General features: G+C 63.9%; 17 protein-coding genes. 7 read left to right on the top strand and 10 right to left on the bottom strand.

Translation table 11 applies throughout. The annotated features are described in order from the left end of the window. A complete protein-coding gene (locus tag EOD29_RS08225; protein ID WP_127242135.1) occupies nucleotides 1-963 on the top strand; it encodes a homoserine kinase in 963 nt (320 codons plus the stop codon). Continuing rightward, entirely contained in the window at nucleotides 960-1,493 is a 534-nt protein-coding gene (rnhA, locus tag EOD29_RS08220) for a ribonuclease HI (protein WP_067327861.1), read from the top strand. The genes EOD29_RS08225 and rnhA overlap by 4 nt, the downstream gene beginning before the upstream one ends. Nucleotides 1,494-1,508: 15 nt before the next feature. Here rnhA and EOD29_RS08215 read toward each other — a convergent pair whose 3' ends face one another. From EOD29_RS08215 to EOD29_RS08205, 3 genes are all read right to left on the bottom strand, one after another. Further along, the gene (locus tag EOD29_RS08215; protein ID WP_127246405.1) at nucleotides 1,509-1,985 is read right to left on the bottom strand and encodes a DUF2938 domain-containing protein; all 477 of its coding nucleotides are present in this window, start codon (nucleotides 1,983-1,985) and stop codon (nucleotides 1,509-1,511) included. Further along, the gene (locus EOD29_RS08210) at nucleotides 1,985-2,467 is read right to left on the bottom strand and encodes a peroxiredoxin (RefSeq protein ID WP_066998201.1); all 483 of its coding nucleotides are present in this window, start codon (nucleotides 2,465-2,467) and stop codon (nucleotides 1,985-1,987) included. Before EOD29_RS08210 ends, EOD29_RS08215 begins: the two co-directional genes overlap by 1 nt. Before the next feature lie 139 nt (nucleotides 2,468-2,606). Next, nucleotides 2,607-3,413 carry a protein-disulfide reductase DsbD domain-containing protein gene (locus EOD29_RS08205; protein WP_127246404.1) on the bottom strand — a complete coding sequence of 269 codons (807 nt, stop codon included), beginning with the start codon at nucleotides 3,411-3,413 and terminating at the stop codon, nucleotides 2,607-2,609. A gap of 127 nt (nucleotides 3,414-3,540) precedes the next feature. Between EOD29_RS08205 and EOD29_RS08200 the strand changes: the two genes are divergently transcribed. After that, nucleotides 3,541-4,149 carry a YqgE/AlgH family protein gene (locus EOD29_RS08200; RefSeq protein WP_066997984.1) on the top strand — a complete coding sequence of 203 codons (609 nt, stop codon included), beginning with the start codon at nucleotides 3,541-3,543 and terminating at the stop codon, nucleotides 4,147-4,149. 136 nt (nucleotides 4,150-4,285) lie between these two features. Here EOD29_RS08200 and EOD29_RS08195 read toward each other — a convergent pair whose 3' ends face one another. The 4 genes from EOD29_RS08195 to thrC are packed head-to-tail and all read right to left on the bottom strand — an operon-like array spanning nucleotide 4,286 to nucleotide 10,495. Further along, nucleotides 4,286-7,174, bottom strand: coding sequence for an EAL domain-containing protein (locus tag EOD29_RS08195; RefSeq protein ID WP_127246403.1), 2,889 nt, complete (start codon nucleotides 7,172-7,174; stop codon nucleotides 4,286-4,288). 3 nt (nucleotides 7,175-7,177) lie between these two features. Then, entirely contained in the window at nucleotides 7,178-7,774 is a 597-nt protein-coding gene (locus EOD29_RS08190) for a GNAT family protein (RefSeq protein WP_066997979.1), read from the bottom strand. A 16-nt stretch (nucleotides 7,775-7,790) separates the two neighbouring features. Next, nucleotides 7,791-9,083, bottom strand: coding sequence for a pitrilysin family protein (locus EOD29_RS08185; protein WP_066997977.1), 1,293 nt, complete (start codon nucleotides 9,081-9,083; stop codon nucleotides 7,791-7,793). A gap of 14 nt (nucleotides 9,084-9,097) precedes the next feature. After that, nucleotides 9,098-10,495, bottom strand: a complete 1,398-nt coding sequence (gene thrC, locus EOD29_RS08180) for a threonine synthase (RefSeq protein ID WP_127246402.1) — start codon at nucleotides 10,493-10,495, stop codon at nucleotides 9,098-9,100. Between the two features lie 128 nt (nucleotides 10,496-10,623). Between thrC and EOD29_RS08175 the strand changes: the two genes are divergently transcribed. Continuing rightward, nucleotides 10,624-11,367, top strand: coding sequence for a hypothetical protein (locus tag EOD29_RS08175; RefSeq protein WP_127246401.1), 744 nt, complete (start codon nucleotides 10,624-10,626; stop codon nucleotides 11,365-11,367). Nucleotides 11,368-11,397: 30 nt separating this feature from the next. On the opposite strand, the gene EOD29_RS08170 is transcribed toward EOD29_RS08175, so the two are convergent. Next, nucleotides 11,398-12,087: an HAD family phosphatase gene (locus EOD29_RS08170; RefSeq protein ID WP_095781964.1), complete on the bottom strand. Its 690-nt coding sequence runs from the start codon at nucleotides 12,085-12,087 to the stop codon at nucleotides 11,398-11,400. Nucleotides 12,088-12,263: 176 nt separating this feature from the next. On the opposite strand from EOD29_RS08170, the gene EOD29_RS08165 reads away from it, so the two are divergent. Beyond that, nucleotides 12,264-13,397, top strand: a complete 1,134-nt coding sequence (locus EOD29_RS08165; protein ID WP_095800288.1) for a site-specific DNA-methyltransferase — start codon at nucleotides 12,264-12,266, stop codon at nucleotides 13,395-13,397. A 45-nt stretch (nucleotides 13,398-13,442) separates the two neighbouring features. Here EOD29_RS08165 and EOD29_RS08160 read toward each other — a convergent pair whose 3' ends face one another. Both EOD29_RS08160 and mutY read right to left on the bottom strand, forming a co-directional pair. Next, nucleotides 13,443-14,054, bottom strand: coding sequence for an HAD family phosphatase (locus EOD29_RS08160; protein WP_127246400.1), 612 nt, complete (start codon nucleotides 14,052-14,054; stop codon nucleotides 13,443-13,445). Between the two features lie 10 nt (nucleotides 14,055-14,064). Further along, nucleotides 14,065-15,198, bottom strand: a complete 1,134-nt coding sequence (mutY, locus tag EOD29_RS08155) for an A/G-specific adenine glycosylase (protein WP_127246399.1) — start codon at nucleotides 15,196-15,198, stop codon at nucleotides 14,065-14,067. Nucleotides 15,199-15,229: 31 nt separating this feature from the next. On the opposite strand from mutY, the gene EOD29_RS08150 reads away from it, so the two are divergent. Continuing rightward, complete coding sequence (locus EOD29_RS08150; RefSeq protein WP_067327870.1) at nucleotides 15,230-15,730, top strand: DUF721 domain-containing protein; 501 nt, start codon at nucleotides 15,230-15,232, stop codon at nucleotides 15,728-15,730. Between the two features lie 197 nt (nucleotides 15,731-15,927). Further along, nucleotides 15,928-16,656, top strand: a complete 729-nt coding sequence (locus EOD29_RS08145) for a DsbA family protein (RefSeq protein ID WP_127246398.1) — start codon at nucleotides 15,928-15,930, stop codon at nucleotides 16,654-16,656. The last annotated feature ends 58 nt before the right edge of the window (nucleotides 16,657-16,714 follow it).

Genomic DNA, 16,714 nt, shown 5'->3' with positions numbered 1-16,714 from the left:
ATGGCCGTCTACACCGACGTCAACGAAAACGAGCTCAGCGCGTTTCTGAAAGCCTATCCGGTGGGCGAGCTCCTGTCCTACAAGGGCATCGCCGAAGGGACCGAGAACTCGAATTTTCTCGTCCATGCTTCCACCGGTTCCTACATATTGACGCTCTACGAGAAGCGCGTCGACAAGGCCGATCTGCCCTTTTTCCTCGGCCTGATGGGCCATCTCGCGCGAAAAGGCATTTCCTGCCCGCTTCCGGTCACCGCGCATGACGGAACCGTCATCGGCACGCTCGCCGGGCGGCCGGCCGTCATCATCACCTTTCTCGAGGGCCTGTCGCTGAGGCGCCCGACGGCAGCGCATTGCGGCGAGGTCGGCAAGGCGTTGGCCGCGCTCCATCTCGCCGGGCGGGATTTCCCGATGAAGCGGCCGAACGCGCTTGCCATCGACGGCTGGCGCAAGCTCTGGGCGGCGTCGCGCGACCGCGCCGACGAGGTCGAGCCGGGGCTCGCGGCCGAAGTCGACGCGGACTTCCTGGATTTTGAGCGCAACTGGCCGACCCGCCTGCCACAAGGCATCATCCACGCGGATCTCTTCCCGGACAATGTCTTCTTCCTTGGCGAGAAGCTGTCGGGGCTGATCGATTTCTATTTCGCCTGCGACGACCTCTATGCCTATGATGTCGCCACTTGCCTCAACGCCTGGTGCTTCGAGAAGGACTTTTCCTTCAACCTCACCAAAGGGGCCGCGCTGCTTGCCGGCTACCAGTCGGTGAGGCCGCTTGAGGGCGAGGAAAAAGCGGCGCTGCCGATGCTGGCGCGCGGCTCGGCGCTACGCTTCATGCTGACCAGGCTCTATGATTGGCTGACCATTCCCAACGGCGGGCTGGTGATGAAGCGCGATCCGACCGAATATATCCGCCGCATGCGCTTCCACCGGGCGATCAAGTCTCCATCCGAATACGGACTGACATGAACAAGCAAATCGAGATCTTCACCGACGGCGCCTGCTCGGGCAATCCCGGGCCGGGCGGTTGGGGCGCGGTGCTGCGCTATAACGGCGTCACCAAGGAGCTGTCGGGCGGCGAGGCCGAGACCACCAACAACCGCATGGAGCTGCTTGCCGCCATCAGCGCGCTCGATGCGCTGAAGGAGCCGTGCACGGTCGATCTCTATACCGACAGCAAATACGTCATGGACGGCATTTCCAAATGGATCCATGGTTGGAAGAAGAACGGCTGGAAGACCGGCGAAAGGAAGCCGGTCAAAAACGGTGAGCTCTGGCAGGCGCTCGACGAGGCCAACAGGCGCCACAAGGTTATCTGGCATTGGGTGAAGGGCCATGCCGGCCACCCGGAGAACGAGCGCGCCGACGAACTGGCAAGGCAAGGCATGGCGCCGTTCAAGCCGAAGCAGGCGCGGCCGGCACCGGTTGCGGCTGCGCCGCAGAAGGCTGGTGCTCCGGCCAGGAAGCCCGCGCCCCGACGCTCGACCCAGAGCTATTGACGCGCCTGACGTTCTCTACCGGATCGCCAGCGCCGTGGAGAACAGGCCGAGGGCGAAGACCGTGTGCGAGACGAGGTTGAGCGCGCGCACCAGCATCGGGTTGGGCGTCCTCGACGCTGCCCAGCCGGCGCCCATGCCGGGCGCCAGCAGGAACCAGCCGGCGCCGACGGTGACGATGCCGAGGATGAAGGCCGGCAGGAAGGTCGGCGCTGCCAGCCAGCCCGTTCCCGCCAGCACGACCAGGATCACGCCGTAGAGAATTCCGACGAGATAGTGGAACGCCCAGCCCAGCGCCTTTTCATGCGTGAAGAGGGCGGCCTGACTGATATCGTCATGGAAGACCTTCTCGGGCAGATGCCGGACCCAGCGGCCGACCATGCCCCAATTCGGCCGCGGCAGCCCGAACGCCTTGTTGAGGATAATCGCCCAGACGTCCATGAAGACCGTGGCGCCGATGCCGATCGCGATGGCGCGCCAGACGATGTCGAGCATCAGAGCTGCTCGAGGATCTTGGCCGCCCCACTCTCGTCGACACCCGGCTTGGCTTCGACATTGAGCGCTACGACCTTGCTGTCATCGACGATCATCGAAAAGCGCTTCGAGCGCAGCCCCATGCCGTTCGCGGAAAGGTCGTTGTCGAGTCCGACCGACTTGGCGAAGTCTCCGCTGCCGTCGGCGAGATAGAGGATCTTGCCTTCGCCACCGGTGAAGCGTGCCCAGGCGCCCATGACATGGACGTCGTTGACCGAGACGACCGCGATAGTGTCGACGCCGCGCGCCACGATGGCGTCGTGGTTCTCGAGATAGCCCGGCAGATGGTTGTTGCTGCAGGTCGGCGTGAAGGCGCCGGGAACGCCGAACAGCACCACCTTCTTGCCGGCGAAAATCTCGGCGCTGGTCATCGGCTTGGCGCCATCGGCGGTCATCACCTTGAAAGTCGCCTCGGGCAGTTTTTCGCCAACCGAAATGGTCATGGTTTCCTCGTTCGGGAGATTGGGAAGGATCTGTGCCTGCGATATCGAACCGGGCCGCATTCCGCAACCGTTCAGAGCAATGCCAGGAAAAGTGCCCAACGGTTTTCCATTCGGAATTGCGGCTCCACGACGAATTGGCTCAAGGGAAAGGCAGCAACCCGTCCACCGCACCTTCGGCGCTTGTCAGCGTGTAGTAGAGCCCGCCGTCCGTGGGCGTCGCTGACGGCCGGTCGAGGATCGGCACGGTGAAAACAAGCTTGCCGTCCTTCTCGCTGCGCACCGGCGCGCCGAACATATAGTCGCGCTCCCCCGCGATGAAAAAGTCGACGGACTCGGCATCGCCGGGCGAATGCGCCTCGACGATGAGCGTCTCGTGATCGCCGGGCAGCACGCGGATGCCGAAATCAGATCGCGCCGGGCCGGGGAGCGTTGCAAGCGCAGTCTTCACCAGCGCCGCGTCGGTGGCGTTGTCCGGATCGGAAGCAGGATCGAGGCTGAGCCGCGTCTGCACCGGAATGCAGATCGTCTCGCATATGCCGAGAAAGACGTTGGCATCGATCGTCGCCGGCTGGTCGGGCGCCGACAGCGTGAAGGTCACCGGCAGCGATACGGGACGGTCATAGCCGGCCCATTTGCCGTAGCCGTCATCGTGGCGCTGCGGCGGCGGAAACGACAGCTTTGCATCGGCGATGTTGGTGCTGGCCGAGATGTCGATCTGCGGCGGCACACCGGCGTCGCCGGGATCGCGCCAATAGGTTTTCCAGCCTGGCTTCAGCGCGATGTCGAGCACGCCGTGGATCTTGCCCACCTCGTCCGGCTTGCCGCTGGTCACCAGCCGCACCTTGCCGCCTTCGCTGTTGTACCAGGCCGAGGATGATGCCTCGGCCGGCTGCCCCGCTGCCAGGCCGACGACGGCGCCGAGCGCCACAATATTCAGGTATCGCATGACGGTGATTTGATCGCCGGTTCTTGGCCGCGCAATGATTTCATGTTCCTGCAGGTATCATATTTGCGTGACATCGGGCAGCCTGACCATCTTTTCGGCGCCGCGGAAACGGGTTACCCTCAGCTCCATGGACTTGTTGCGCCACAAAAAGAAGACGGCCGGACGCGGCTTTCTCGACGATCAGTTCCTGATTGCCATGCCCGGCATGAAGGACGACCGCTTCACGCGCTCCGTCATCTATATCTGCGCCCACAGCGACGAGGGCGCTATGGGCCTGATCATCAATCAAACGCAGCAGATGCTGTTCCCCGACCTTCTGGTGCAGCTTGGCATCGTGAACGAGCAGGAAGCAATCCGCTTGCCGGCGCATGCCCGCGATTTCGTCGTGCGCAATGGCGGGCCCGTCGACCGCAGCCGCGGCTTTGTGCTGCATTCCGGCGACTATCGCGTGGAATCTTCGCTCAACGTCTCCGACGACATCTGCCTGACCGCCACGGTCGACATCCTGCGCGCCATCTCGACGGGTCGCGGCCCGCGTCATGCGCTGATGGCGCTCGGCTATTCCGGCTGGGGCGCCGGCCAGCTCGAAAGCGAGATCGCCGAGAATGGCTGGCTGACCTGCCCGGCGACGCCTGAGCTGCTCTTCGACGCCGACATCGAGCGCAAATACGATCGCATCCTTGCCTCGATCGGCATCGATCTCGCCCATTTGAGCGCCGCCGCGGGGCACGCTTAAACGCCTTTGCTGCGGGATCAGTCGAACCCCGCCTTGGCTTCGTCATGACCTCCGAGGAATGGCGGCGCTCTGAGCGTTTAGGGTGATAACGAAGTTGGAAGGTCGCCGCAGTTCGTAAGCGCCGAAGCAACGCTCTCTAAGCCTGAGTGAGCGGGTACTGCTCCCTCAGCGTCTTCAGCACCAGTTCGCCGGGCATCGGCGCGCCGAACATGAAGCTCTGGACATATTCGCAGCCCATCTGGCGCAGCTCCAGCGCGTCGCTCTCGTCGGAGATGCCTTCGGCGACGACCGACAGGCCAAGCTCGTGGGCCATGTTGACCATGGACTTGAGCAGCACCGCACGTTTCGGCGTTGCGTCGTCGACGAAGCTCTTGTCGATCTTGATCGTGTCGAAGGGGAAGCGCGTCAGGTAGGAGAGCGATGAATAGCCGGTGCCGAAATCGTCGAGCGACAGTCCGATGCCGAGTTGCTTGAGCTTGGTCAGCACATGCGCGGTCTGCTCGGGATTGTCCATCACCAGCGATTCGGTGAGTTCGAGCCGGAAGCAGCGCGGCTTCAAGTTGGCCCGCGCAATGACGGAGCGCACGTCGCTGACCAGGTCGCGGCGGATGAGCTGCCGGCTGGAGAGGTTGACCGAAACCGACAGCGGCGCGTCGCCGATCTGCTTCTGCCAGGCGGCCAGATCCTCGGCCGCCTGCTGCATGGCGAACAGGCCGAGCTGCACGATCAGGCCGCAATTCTCAGCCACCGGGATGAAGTCTCCCGGCGGGATCATGCCGCGCCGCGGATGATCCCATCTGAGCAGCGCCTCGAAGCCGGCGACGCTGCCATCCTCCAGCCGCACGATCGGCTGGTAGGCGAGCGTGAATTCGCGCCGCTCGATGGCGCGGCGAAGGTCGGATTCGAACTGCAGCCTGTCGGTGCCGACGGTGCGGAAGGCCGGCCGGAACGGCTCGATCCTGTCGCCGCCGAAACGCTTGGCCTGATGCATGGCAAGCTCGGCGTCCTTGACCATGTCCTCCGACGAGGTTTGCGCCGTCGTCCAGGTGATCAGGCCGATCGAGGCAGTGAGCACGATCTCGCGCTTGGCAAAGGTGATCGGATTGTTGATCGCATGCTTGATGGCATCGGCCATGGCGGCGATGCGGGCCGGATCCTGTTCCGACAGCAGCATCAGCGCGAACTGGTCGCCGGCAAAGCGCGACAGCGAATCCTTGGGCTTCAAGAGCCGGTGCAGCCGGCGCGCGATGGTCAGCAGGATGGTGTCGCCGGCCGAAATGCCGAGCCCGTCATTGACCTGCTTGAAACGGTCGATGTCGATGACGAAGACGGTCGGGCGCACCTTGTCCTCGGTGCGGGCGATCGAGATGATCGCCTCCAGCCGGTTCATGAACAGCTCGCGGTTAGGCAGGCCGGTCAGGTTGTCGTGCACGGCGTCGTGCAGCAGCCTTTCCTCGGATTTCTTCTGCTCGGTCACGTCGACCATGGTGCCGACACAGCGGATCACCTCGCCATCCGACCCGATTACGGGGCGGGCGCGCAGCGCGAACCAATGATAATGCCCGTCGGCGCCGCGCAGGCGGAAATTCTGGGCCACGCGGCCGCGGCGGTGCTCCAGCACCACGTCCAGCGTTGTGCGGAAGGTGTCGCGGTCGTCGGCATGCAGCACCGGCAGCCAGTTGCGGGCGGGGCCCGAAAGGCTGTTAGGGGCAAGGCCGAGCTGCAGGCTGATGTCGGGCTTGGTCACCACGCGGTCGCGCAGCACGTCCCAGTCCCAAACGATGTCGCCCGAGCCGGCGACTGCAAGTGCCTGGCGCTCGAGGTCGGAAAACAGGCCCTGGTGCAGCGCGCCGCCGGCAAAAGCGTGCTGCATAACGGTGAAGCCGATCAACAGGATGATCAGGATCAGACCGCCGCCGAGCGCCGGCTGGGCGATGTCGTTGTCCAGCATGCCGGTGATCGCCATCCACGAGCCGCATAGCCAGAGCAGCACCATCACCCAGCTCGGCACCAGCATGATCGCGCGGTCATAGCCGCGAATTCCGAGGAAGATGATGAGGCCGAGGCCGGTGAGCGCGGTGGCGGCAAACGAGATGCGGGCGATGCCGGCGGCGACCGCCGGATCGACGATGGCCACGCCGGCAATCAGCAGCAGCCCGAGGATCCAGACCAGCGCGCCATAGCTGAAATGGCCGTGCCATCGGTTGAGGTTGAGATAGGCGAACAGGAACACCACGAAGGTACCCGCCAGCGCCACCTCGGTACCGGCCCGCCACATCTGCTCGTTGCCGGGCGAGATTTCGATGACCTTGTTGAGGAAGCCGAAATCGACGCAGATATAGGCGAGCACCGCCCAGGCAAGCGCGGCGGTGGCCGGGAACATCGAGGTTCCCTTGACGACGAACAGGATGGTCAGGAACAGCGCCAAGAGGCCGGCGATGCCGATGACGATGCCGCGGAACAGCGTGTAGGAATTGACCGAGTCCTTGTAGGATTCCGGGTCCCACAGATAGACCTGCGGCAGCTTGGGTGAGGCGAGCTCGGCGATGAAGGTGACGACCGTTCCGGGGTTGAGCGTCACTCGGAACACATCGGCGTCGGGGCTGGTCTGGCGGTCGAGCGCGAAGCCTTCGCTGGGCGTGATCGCCGCGATGCGCGTCGAGCCGAGATCGGGCCAGAAAATACCGGAATTCACCAGGCGGAAATGCGGCGCGACGATCAGCCTATCGAGCTGCTGGTCGGTGGTGTTGGCGAGCGCGAACACCGCCCAGTCGCCGGTCGAGCGAGCGTCATTGGCCTCAACCTCGATGCGCCGCACGATGCCGTCGGGGCCGGGCGCGGTCGAGACCTGGAAATTCTCGCCCTGGTTCCGGTAGATCTCGACTGCGCCCGAAAGGTCGAGCGCCTTGTCGTCGCGGGCAATCTTGATCGGCTCGACGGCCAATGCCGGCGCAACCGCTGAAAGCGTGACGAAGAGCGCCAGGATGAGGGCGAACAGCGACGCGATTCGCGAAAAAGTCGTCACATATCAGCCCTTCGTTCCATCACCCGGCGGATCGTCCGCGATCCGGGCGTAGAGGTAGTGATCCTGCCAGATGCCGTTGATCCGGAGATAGGATCTGAGAAGTCCTTCGCGCCGGAATCCGGCTTTTTCAAGCACGCGGATCGACCGTGCGTTGTCGGGAATACAGGCAGCCTCGATCCGGTGCAACCGCAGCGTATCGAAGGCAAAACGCGACACCACCTTGACCGCGTCGGTCATCAGTCCACGGCCGCCGAAGCGCTCGCCGATCCAGTAGCCGATGTGGCCGCTTTGCGCGACACCGTGGCGGATGTTGCCAAGCGTGATGCCGCCGGCGAGCTTGCCGCTCGACTTCTCGAAGATGAAGAAGGCAATGGCCGTGCCTTGCGCATAGTCCTCGCGGTAGCGGCCGATGCGCAGCCGCCAGGCGGTGCGGTCGAGCTCGTCAGGCTGCCAACGCGGCTCCCATGGCTCCAGAAAGGCGCGGCTTTCGCCGCGCAGCGTCGACCATTCGCGGTAATCGTTGGTCAAAGGCACGCGCAACGTGACTTTTTCGCCCTTCAGTGCCGGCAGGTCGCGGCGAAAGAAAGGAAGCGCGAACACGACTTTGGAACGAAGGTTAGACGGCGAGCCTGCGAGCCGTCGTCTGCGGGCCCGCAAGCGATTCGAGGATCGCCTCGTAGGGCGCCAGCGTGCCCACGGGGCCGACCGCCGTCAGCGTCGGCTTGGTCGAGAACAGCCGCGAGGAGAGATCGGTCAGCCGCTCGACCGTCAGCGCCGCCAGCCGCTCCATCAACTCCTCCTTGGCGATCGGCCGCCCGAACAGCAGCAACTGCCTGGCGATCTGCGAGGCGCGGCTTGCCGGGCTTTCGGCCGACATGATGAGGCCGGCCCGATATTGCGCGCGTGCGCGGTCGAGCTCATCCTGCTGGATGCTTTCCCCGGCCTTCTGCAATTCGTCGATGATGACCGGCACCAGCTTGGCGATATCACTCTGTCCGGTCGCCGCATGCACACCGAAAATGCCGGTGTCGGAAAAGCCCCAGTGGAAGGCATAGACCGAATAGCACAGGCCGCGCTTCTCGCGCACTTCCTGGAACAGCCTCGACGACATGCCGCCGCCGAGGATCATCGACAGCACCTGCGAGGCATAGAAGTCGCGCACATGGTAGGCGCGGCCCTCGAAGCCGAGCACGATCTGCGCGTCCATCAGGTCGCGGTCCTCGCGGAAGTCGCCGCCGACATACTGCGCATATTGCGGGATGTTGCTGGTGGCCTTGGCGCGGAAGCCGCCAAGCTGCCTTTCCACCTCGCGCACGAAATTGTCGTGCTTGATGTCGCCGGCGGCCACGATCACCATGCGCTCGGCGCCATATTGCCGTTCGATGAAATCGTGCAGCTGCCTGGAGGTGAAGGATTTGACCGTCTCCGGCGTGCCGAGGATCGAGCGGCCGATGGTCTGGTGGCGGAAGGCGGTTTCGGTGAAACGGTCGAAGACGATGTCGTCGGGTGTGTCGTGCGCGGCGCCGATCTCCTGCAGGATCACATGCTGCTCGCGCTCCAGTTCCTCCGGATCGAACTCCGATTCCTGCAGGATGTCGGCCAGGATGTCGACCGCGAGCGGCACGTCGGCGGAAAGCACCCTGGCGTAGTAGGAGGTCGTCTCGACGCTGGTGGCCGCGTTGATCTCGCCGCCGACATTCTCGATTTCCGAGGCGATCTCGAAGGCGCTGCGCCGTTTCGTTCCCTTGAAAGCCATGTGTTCGAGCAGATGGGCCATGCCGTGCTCTTCGTCGCGTTCATTGCGTGCGCCCGACTTGACCCAGGCGCCAAGGGCAACGGATTCGAGGCTTGGAAGGGTTTCGGTGGCGACCGTCAGGCCGTTCGACAGACGGCTTACCTCAACACCCATATGGCAACTACTCCCTAACGGGCCGCCCGCGTGTGGCGGCTCACGTATTCTTCCACCATTTTCAGCTCGGATGGAAGTATGGTGTACTTTTCGTCGGCTGTCATCAAGCCGGCGAGCCAGGCCGGCAGCGCTGGCGTAACGCCGCTGGCGGCCTCGACCGCCGCCGGGAATTTGGCCGGATGCGCGGTGCCGAGAACCACCATGGGCACGGCGCCCGACATATGGCGGGCCGCAACGTGCATAGCGGCGGCCGTGTGCGGATCGAGCAGATAGCTGCTCGCTTCAAGCGTCTGGCGAATGGTTGCCGCGACCTCGTCGACGCTGGCGCGGCCGGCGTCGAACTCCGCACGCATCCTCGCCATTTCGCCCGCTTCGACGGTAAAGGCGCCGGACTGCTTCAGCCCGTTCATGTAGCGCCTGACCGTCGCGGCATCCCGGCCCGCCGCCTCGAACAGCAGGCGCTCGAAGTTCGAGGACACCTGGATGTCCATCGACGGCGAGGTGGTGGCGAACACGCCCTTGGTGCGATATTCGCCGCTTGCAAGCGTGCGTGCCAATATGTCGTTGTCGTTGGTGGCGATGATCAGCCGCTCGACCGGCAGCCCCATTCGCTTGGCGGCATAACCGGCGAAAATATCGCCGAAATTGCCGGTCGGCACGGTGAATGACACCGGCCGGTCGGGCGCGCCCAGCGACAGCGCCGAGGAGAAGTAATAGACGATCTGGGCCATGATGCGGGCCCAGTTGATCGAATTGACACCCGACAGCGACACCCTGTCGCGGAAGCCGTGGTCGTTGAACATATCCTTCACCAGGCCCTGGCAATCGTCGAAATTGCCTTCGATCGACAGCGCGTGCACGTTCGCGGCGCTCGACGTCGTCATCTGCCGCTGCTGCACCGGCGAGACCTTGCCGTTGGGGAAGAGGATGAAGATATCGGTGCGGTCGCGGCCGGCGAAGGCGTCTATTGCCGCGCCTCCGGTGTCGCCGGAGGTGGCGCCGACGATGGTCGCGCGGTTGCCCCGTTCGGCCAGCACATGGTCCATAAGCCGCGCGAGCAGCTGCATCGCCACGTCCTTGAAGGCCAGCGTCGGGCCGTGGAAGAGCTCGAGGATGAAGGTGTTTTTGCCCGTCTGCACCAGCGGGCAGACCGCATCGTGCCGGAAAGTCGCGTAGGCTTCACGCACCAGCCGTTCGAAGACGGGTACGGCTATCTCGCCGCCGAGGAAGGGTGTCAAGACGCGGATGGCAAGGTCGGGATAGGCGAGGCCGCGCATGGCGCGAATATCGGCGGACGAGAACTGCGGCCATTCGCGCGGCAGGTAAAGCCCGCCGTCGCGCGCCAGTCCGGCCAGCACCGCGTCCGAAAATCCAAGCACGGGCGCATCCCCGCGGGTACTCACATATTGCATCGTCAAGAACCCATTGCTGCCGGCCGCGTCATCCACGGCAAATTGGTTAATTTTCCGAGCCGGCTCAGTCGCATTTTCGCCGCGGCGTTGATATACGTCACCGGCTTTGTGAGAGGGAAGTGCAGTTCATGAGGTTTTATTCGGTCAACCGCCGTGTTGTCGCGGGTCTGGCGCTCACCGGCTTTATGCTTGCCGCCGCAGGCTGCCAATCGAGCGACAATGGCATTTTGAACTTCGGCTTCAGCAAGAAGGACCCGACCGCGCCGCCACCGCCGCAGGACCCCAAGGTGCTTGCCAGCCAGTTGCGCGCCTACTGCCCGAAAGTGACGCTGCGCGACGGCACCGCCTTCTTCAATACCTATGCTAAGGGCGCCGCCGCCAAGACGAAGAAAAAGAAAGTCGATGCCGCGGCGGACGCTGAAGCCGAGGCAGCCGCAGCCGCACAGACCGGACCGAACGGTCAACCCGTCGACCCCAATCGCGATCCCGCCAAGATCATTTACCAGGCCTCGATCACCGACGTGACGCGCGACTGCATTCACGAAAACGGCCAGCTGACGATGAAGATCGCGGTGGCCGGTAAGGTCGTGCCGGGGCCGCAGTTCACTCCCGGTACCGTGACGATGCCGATCCGCATCGCGGTCCAACATGGGCATGACGTGCTCTATTCGCAGCTTCATCAGTATCAGGTGCAGGTCACCGATCCGTCTGCCGCGACGCAGTTCGTCTTCACCGACACCAATGTCGTAGTGCCGGAGCCGACCGCCCGCGACTACCAAGCCTATGCCGGCTATGACGAGAACGCGCCGGCAGCGACGGACAAGTCCAAGGCCAGGAGGAAGAAGCGCGTCGCCGCGGCGGCGACAAACTGATCTGATTCGCCGCCAATCGCGCTTCCGCGGTTAGGCGTCCTCCGACCACTCAGACAATGCCGCGATTGTGCTGCCGAGTTCCGCCAAACGGCGGATGACGGTTTCGGCGCCCGCTTCGGTCAGCGAGTCGGCATGGCCGGGATAGCTGTGCCCCGCGCCGGTGAAGCCGATGACGCGCATGCCCGCCGTCCTGGCGCCGGTGACGCCGTGCACCGAATCCTCGATGACGAAAGTGTTCTTCGGATTGGCGCCGAGCTGTTCGGCGGCATAGAGGAACACGTCCGGTGCCGGCTTGGTCTTCTTGCTGGGGATGTCGAGCCCCGAAAAGATGCGGCCGGCGAAGAAGGGCAGCAGGCGCACCTTTTCAAGCATGAACTCGATCCGCTCGGTGCGCGAATTGGAGCAGACGGCGCGCGGCGTGGTCACCGCCGCCACCGCCTCGCGTGCGCCGTCGATGATGCGCACGTCGCTGCGCAGCTTGCGATCGACGAGTTCCTCGGCGCGGTCGATGAGCGAGGCTTGGAAGGGAAGGTGAGATTTTTCCTCGACCCGCATCAAGATGTCCTTGAAGGTCAGTCCGGCATAGGTCTCGGCAAGCTCCTCCGGCGAAATCTCGTATCCGGCCGATGTCAGAAGCTCGGCCTCGACGCGCGCGGCGATGATTTCGGAATCGACGAGCACGCCGTCGCAATCAAAGATGACAAGGTCTGGCTGGGGCATGGCAATCCGAAGCTGGGAGGAAAATGGCCTGACTGGCCCAAGCGGCGCGGCATACACCAATGGGCCGATGTTCGCAAATCAGTGGCCGCAGGCTCTCGCCCGACCTTCACCGAATGTTTACGCTGATCGGTAACCATAACGGCCAGTAAATCGTAACGCGTGCTTTGGGTGTTTTGATGTCTGCCGTGCGTCTTCTCGACGAGCTTTCCCACGCTCCCCAGCAGTCCGAATGGCTGGACACGATCCTCAAAGGCGACTGCGTCGCCGCCCTCGACAGGCTGCCCGAAAAGTCGATCGACGTTATCTTCGCCGATCCGCCTTACAACCTGCAACTCGACGGCGACCTGCATCGGCCCGACCAGTCCAAGGTGGACGCCGTCGACGACGACTGGGACCGGTTCGAGAGTTTTGAGGCCTATGACGCCTTCACCCGCGCCTGGCTGCTTGCCGCGCGACGCGTGCTGAAGCCCAATGGCACGATCTGGGTGATTGGCTCCTACCACAACATCTTCCGCGTCGGTGCCAGGATGCAGGATCTCGGCTTCTGGATCCTGAACGACGTCGTCTGGCGCAAGACCAACCCGATGCCGAATTTCCGCGGCCGCCGCTTCCAGAACGCCCATGAGACGATGATCTGGGCCTCGCGCGACCAGAAGTCCAAGGGCTACACCTTCAACTACGAAGCGCTGAAGGCCTCGAATGACGATTTGCAGATGCGCTCGGACTGGCTGTTCCCGATCTGCACCGGCGCCGAGCGCCTGAAAGACGAGAACGGCAACAAGCTGCATCCCACGCAGAAGCCGGAAGCGCTGCTGGCCCGCATCATGATGGCCTCGACCAAGCCGGGCGATGTCGTGCTCGATCCCTTCTTCGGCTCGGGCACCACGGGTGCGGTCGCCAAGCGCCTCGGCCGTCACTTCGTCGGCATCGAGCGCGAGCAATCCTACATCGATGCCGCCAATGAGCGCATCGCCGCCGTGCGCCCGCTGGATGAGGCCGACCTCACCGTGCTGTCCGGCAAGCGCGCCGAGCCGCGCGTCGCCTTCATAAGCCTGATCGACACCGGCCTGGTGGCGCCGGGCGCCACACTTTACGACGCCAAGAAGCGCTGGGCGGCCAAGGTGCGCGCCGACGGCACGCTGGCCATCGGCGACAGCGCCGGCTCGATCCACAAGATCGGTGCCGAGGTGCAGGGTTTGGACGCCTGCAACGGCTGGACCTTCTGGCACTATGAGCGCAGCGGCGGCCTCACCCCGATCGACGAATTGCGCCGCATCGCCCGCCTCGGAATGGAGCGGGCAGGCGGCTGATCCGCTTGAATCGAAAGCTCAACCGATTGCCGCAAGTGATTCAGTTCAGGCCGCAATCCCGAGCCGTTCAAGATCCGCTTGAAGCGCCTTGGCATCGGTGAACAGCACCGCCTGCCAGCCGGCGGCCTTGGCGCCGTCGACATTCTTCTGGCTGTCGTCGATGAAGAGTGTGGCGGCCGGCTCCAGGTCGAAGGATGCGACGTGACGGTCGTAGATGGCTTGGTCCGGCTTGATCAGGCCGATCTCGCCCGAGACCGTGACGCCGCGCGGCCGATTGAGAAAGTCGAAGCGCCGGCGGGCTTCGGCGAATGTGTCGGCGGCGAAATTGGTCAGCATGGTCACATCGCTGCCCCTGTCGATAAGGCCGACCATGATGGCGACGCTGTCGTCATAGGCATGCGGCACCATCTCGTGCCAGCAGCGACGGAAGTTGCGGATGTTCTCGGCATGATCGGGGTGTTCGGCGATCAGCAGCGCCTCGGCGTCTTGCCAGGTGCGGCCGCGATCCTGCTCGATGTTCCAGGCGCTGGTGCAGACATTGTCGAAGAACCATTTCCGCTCCTCGGCATCCGGGATCAGCCGGCTGAACGGAAGGTCCGGATCGTAGTGGATCAGCACCTTGCCGATATCGAACACGATGTGGCGGATGTCAGTCATTGCGGTCCTTTCAACGCGGGCGCAGCGGGGCTTGCTTTTTGGTTGCGCCCGGTATCGCTGCCTCGATTACCTTTTTCATGACGGTGGGCAGCGCTTCCCCGGGAATTTCGTGGGCTAGCGACCAGAAATGCCCGTTGGGCGCATCACCCCTGATGTGGGCATGGAAGACGTCGAGTTCGAGCGCGAAATGGGTGAAGACATGGCCGATCCGCCCGGCGCGCCGCCAGTCGGCCGAAATGGGCGCTGCGTCCGCCGTCGTAGCGCCGTCGGCCCGCGCCGTCCACGCCGTGGTCGGCACCTCGGTCATGCCGCCGAGCAGCCCCTTGTCCGGCCGTTTGCGCAGCAGGATGGCGCCGTCATCGCGCTGGGCGACAAAGGCAGCACCGCGCCTGAGCGGCTTGTCGCCCTTGGGCAGGCGGACTGGAAAGCGCTCCGGATCGCCTGACAGGATCGCGCTGCAATCCTCGCGCAGCGGGCACAGCATGCAGCGCGGCCGCCGCGGCGTGCAGATCGTTGCGCCGAGATCCATCATCGCCTGGGCGAAATCGCCGGGCCTTGCACCTGGCACGAGCTTCTCGACCAGCGCTCGGATTTCCGGCTTGGCCTCGCTGAGCGGCGTCTCCACCGAATAGAGCCGCGAGATGACACGCTCGACATTGCCGTCGACGACGGCGGCGGGCCGGTCGAAGGCGATCGCCGCGATGGCGGCCGCCGTGTAGGCGCCGATGCCCGGCAATTCCTTCAATCCCGCCTCGGTGTCGGGAAAGCGGCCGCCCCGCTGCGCCACGAGATCGGCGCAGGCTTTGAGATTGCGTGCCCTCGAGTAATAACCGAGCCCGGCCCAGGCCTTCATGACGTCCTCGGCCGGCGCTGCCGCCAGCGCCTCGACGGTCGGCCATTTCTCGACAAACGTCCGGAAATAGGCTTTCACCGCCTCGACCGTGGTCTGCTGCAGCATGACCTCGGAGAGCCAGACGCGATAAGGGTCGGGTTTTGTCCCACGCGAGAACGCACTCGGCGTCACGCGCCAGGGCAGGTTGCGGTGATGCGCGTCGTACCAGGCAAGCAGGCGGACGGCGATGCTGCTATCTCCGGATACGCACTTCTCGGCTGCGGCCTTGCGGGTCTGGTCTTGCGGTGCCATTGATCGGGTGAGTTAGGATCGGAGAACGCACATGGCAGGGAAAAGGCCCTTCGGCAATCCCGTTCCGGTGAGCGATCTCGCGACCGAGATCCTCGATCCTGTCCTGAAGAAGCGCGCCGGCATCTCGATCGGACTGGTGCAGTCCTGGGAAGAGATCGCCGGGCCGCGCCTGGCCAGCCACTCGCGCCCGGAAAAGATCCAGTGGCCGCGCCGCCTGCATGAGGACGATCCGTTCGAGCCGGCGGTGCTGATCATTGCCTGCGAAGGCATGGCGGCGCTGCATCTTCAGCATGAGGCGGGCGAGGTCATCAACCGCGTCAACGCCTTCCTGGGTTTCAACGCCATAGGCCGCATCAAGATCTTGCAGAAGCCGGTCCTTTCGGCGAAAGCGCGGCCGAAACCGCAACCGCGGCCTCTCAGCGAGGCCGAGAAATCGAAGCTGGCGCGAACGGTCGGCAAGATCGAGGATGATGGCTTACGCGCTTCGCTCGAGCGGCTCGGCGCGACCATCCTCGGACAAAAAAAGCCCTGAGCATGTCTCCCGAAAGTTCCGGCGGTTTCGGGAAAAGTCGTGGAGCGCGCTGCAAAATTGTCGTCAATATCGCATATTCGTGATCGCGCCCGAAAAATTTGGCGATTGGATTGGGGATGCCGATGCCTTAATTCGCGCCAACTCTCGCCTTTTCTAGCCCTTGCATTGCAAAATCCAACCGATATCAGGTGATTCGCATGAACCGCTCTTTGTCTCGCAGAAACCTTCTGACCACGCTGGCCGCCGTTCCGGCAGTGGCGCTGCTTGCCGCGTGCAGCGACTCGGGTGAAGAGGCAAAGGCGGCCGATGTGAAGCCCGCCAATCCGTCGACGCCAGCCAAGCCTGCCACGCCCGCGGCCGCTCAGGTGCCGGAAGCGCAGGGCACCGTCGACATGGCGGAACTGCTCAAGCCCGGCGCTTTGCCCGACAAGCAGCTCGGCAAGGACGACGCCAAGGTCACCATCGTCGAATATGCCTCGATGACCTGCCCGCATTGCGCGCATTTCAACGACACAACCTTCCCTGAGCTGAAGTCGAAATACATCGACACGGGCAAGGTGCGCTATATCCTGCGCGAATTCCCCTTCGACCCGAGCGCCGAGGCCGGCTTCATGCTGGCGCGCTGCGCCAAGGACAACTATTTCGCCATGGTGGACGTGTTGTTCAAGCAGCAGCCGAGCTGGGTCGGCGTCAGCAACACCAAGGAAGCGCTGCTGCAGCTTTCCAAGCTCGCCGGTTTTACACAGGAGTCATTTGAGGCCTGCTTGACGGACCAGAAGCTTCTGGACGATGTGAGAGCAGTCCAGAAACGCGGAGCGGACGAGTTCAAGGTCGACTCGACGCCGACCTTCTTCATCAACGGAAAGACCTACAAAGGGGCGATGTCGATTGAGGAAATGTCGGCCATCATCGACCCTCTGCTCTGACGTCCAGGCCGCGCCGAAGCTGCTTGGCTTCGGCATGTTGCTCTTTGCGGAGCGGCGC

It is taken from the genome of Mesorhizobium sp. M1A.T.Ca.IN.004.03.1.1 (genome assembly GCF_003997555.1).
Taxonomy (GTDB): domain Bacteria; phylum Pseudomonadota; class Alphaproteobacteria; order Rhizobiales; family Rhizobiaceae; genus Mesorhizobium.
Note: the sequence above shows the minus strand (reverse complement) of the source record. Positions and strands in the feature narration are given on the sequence as shown.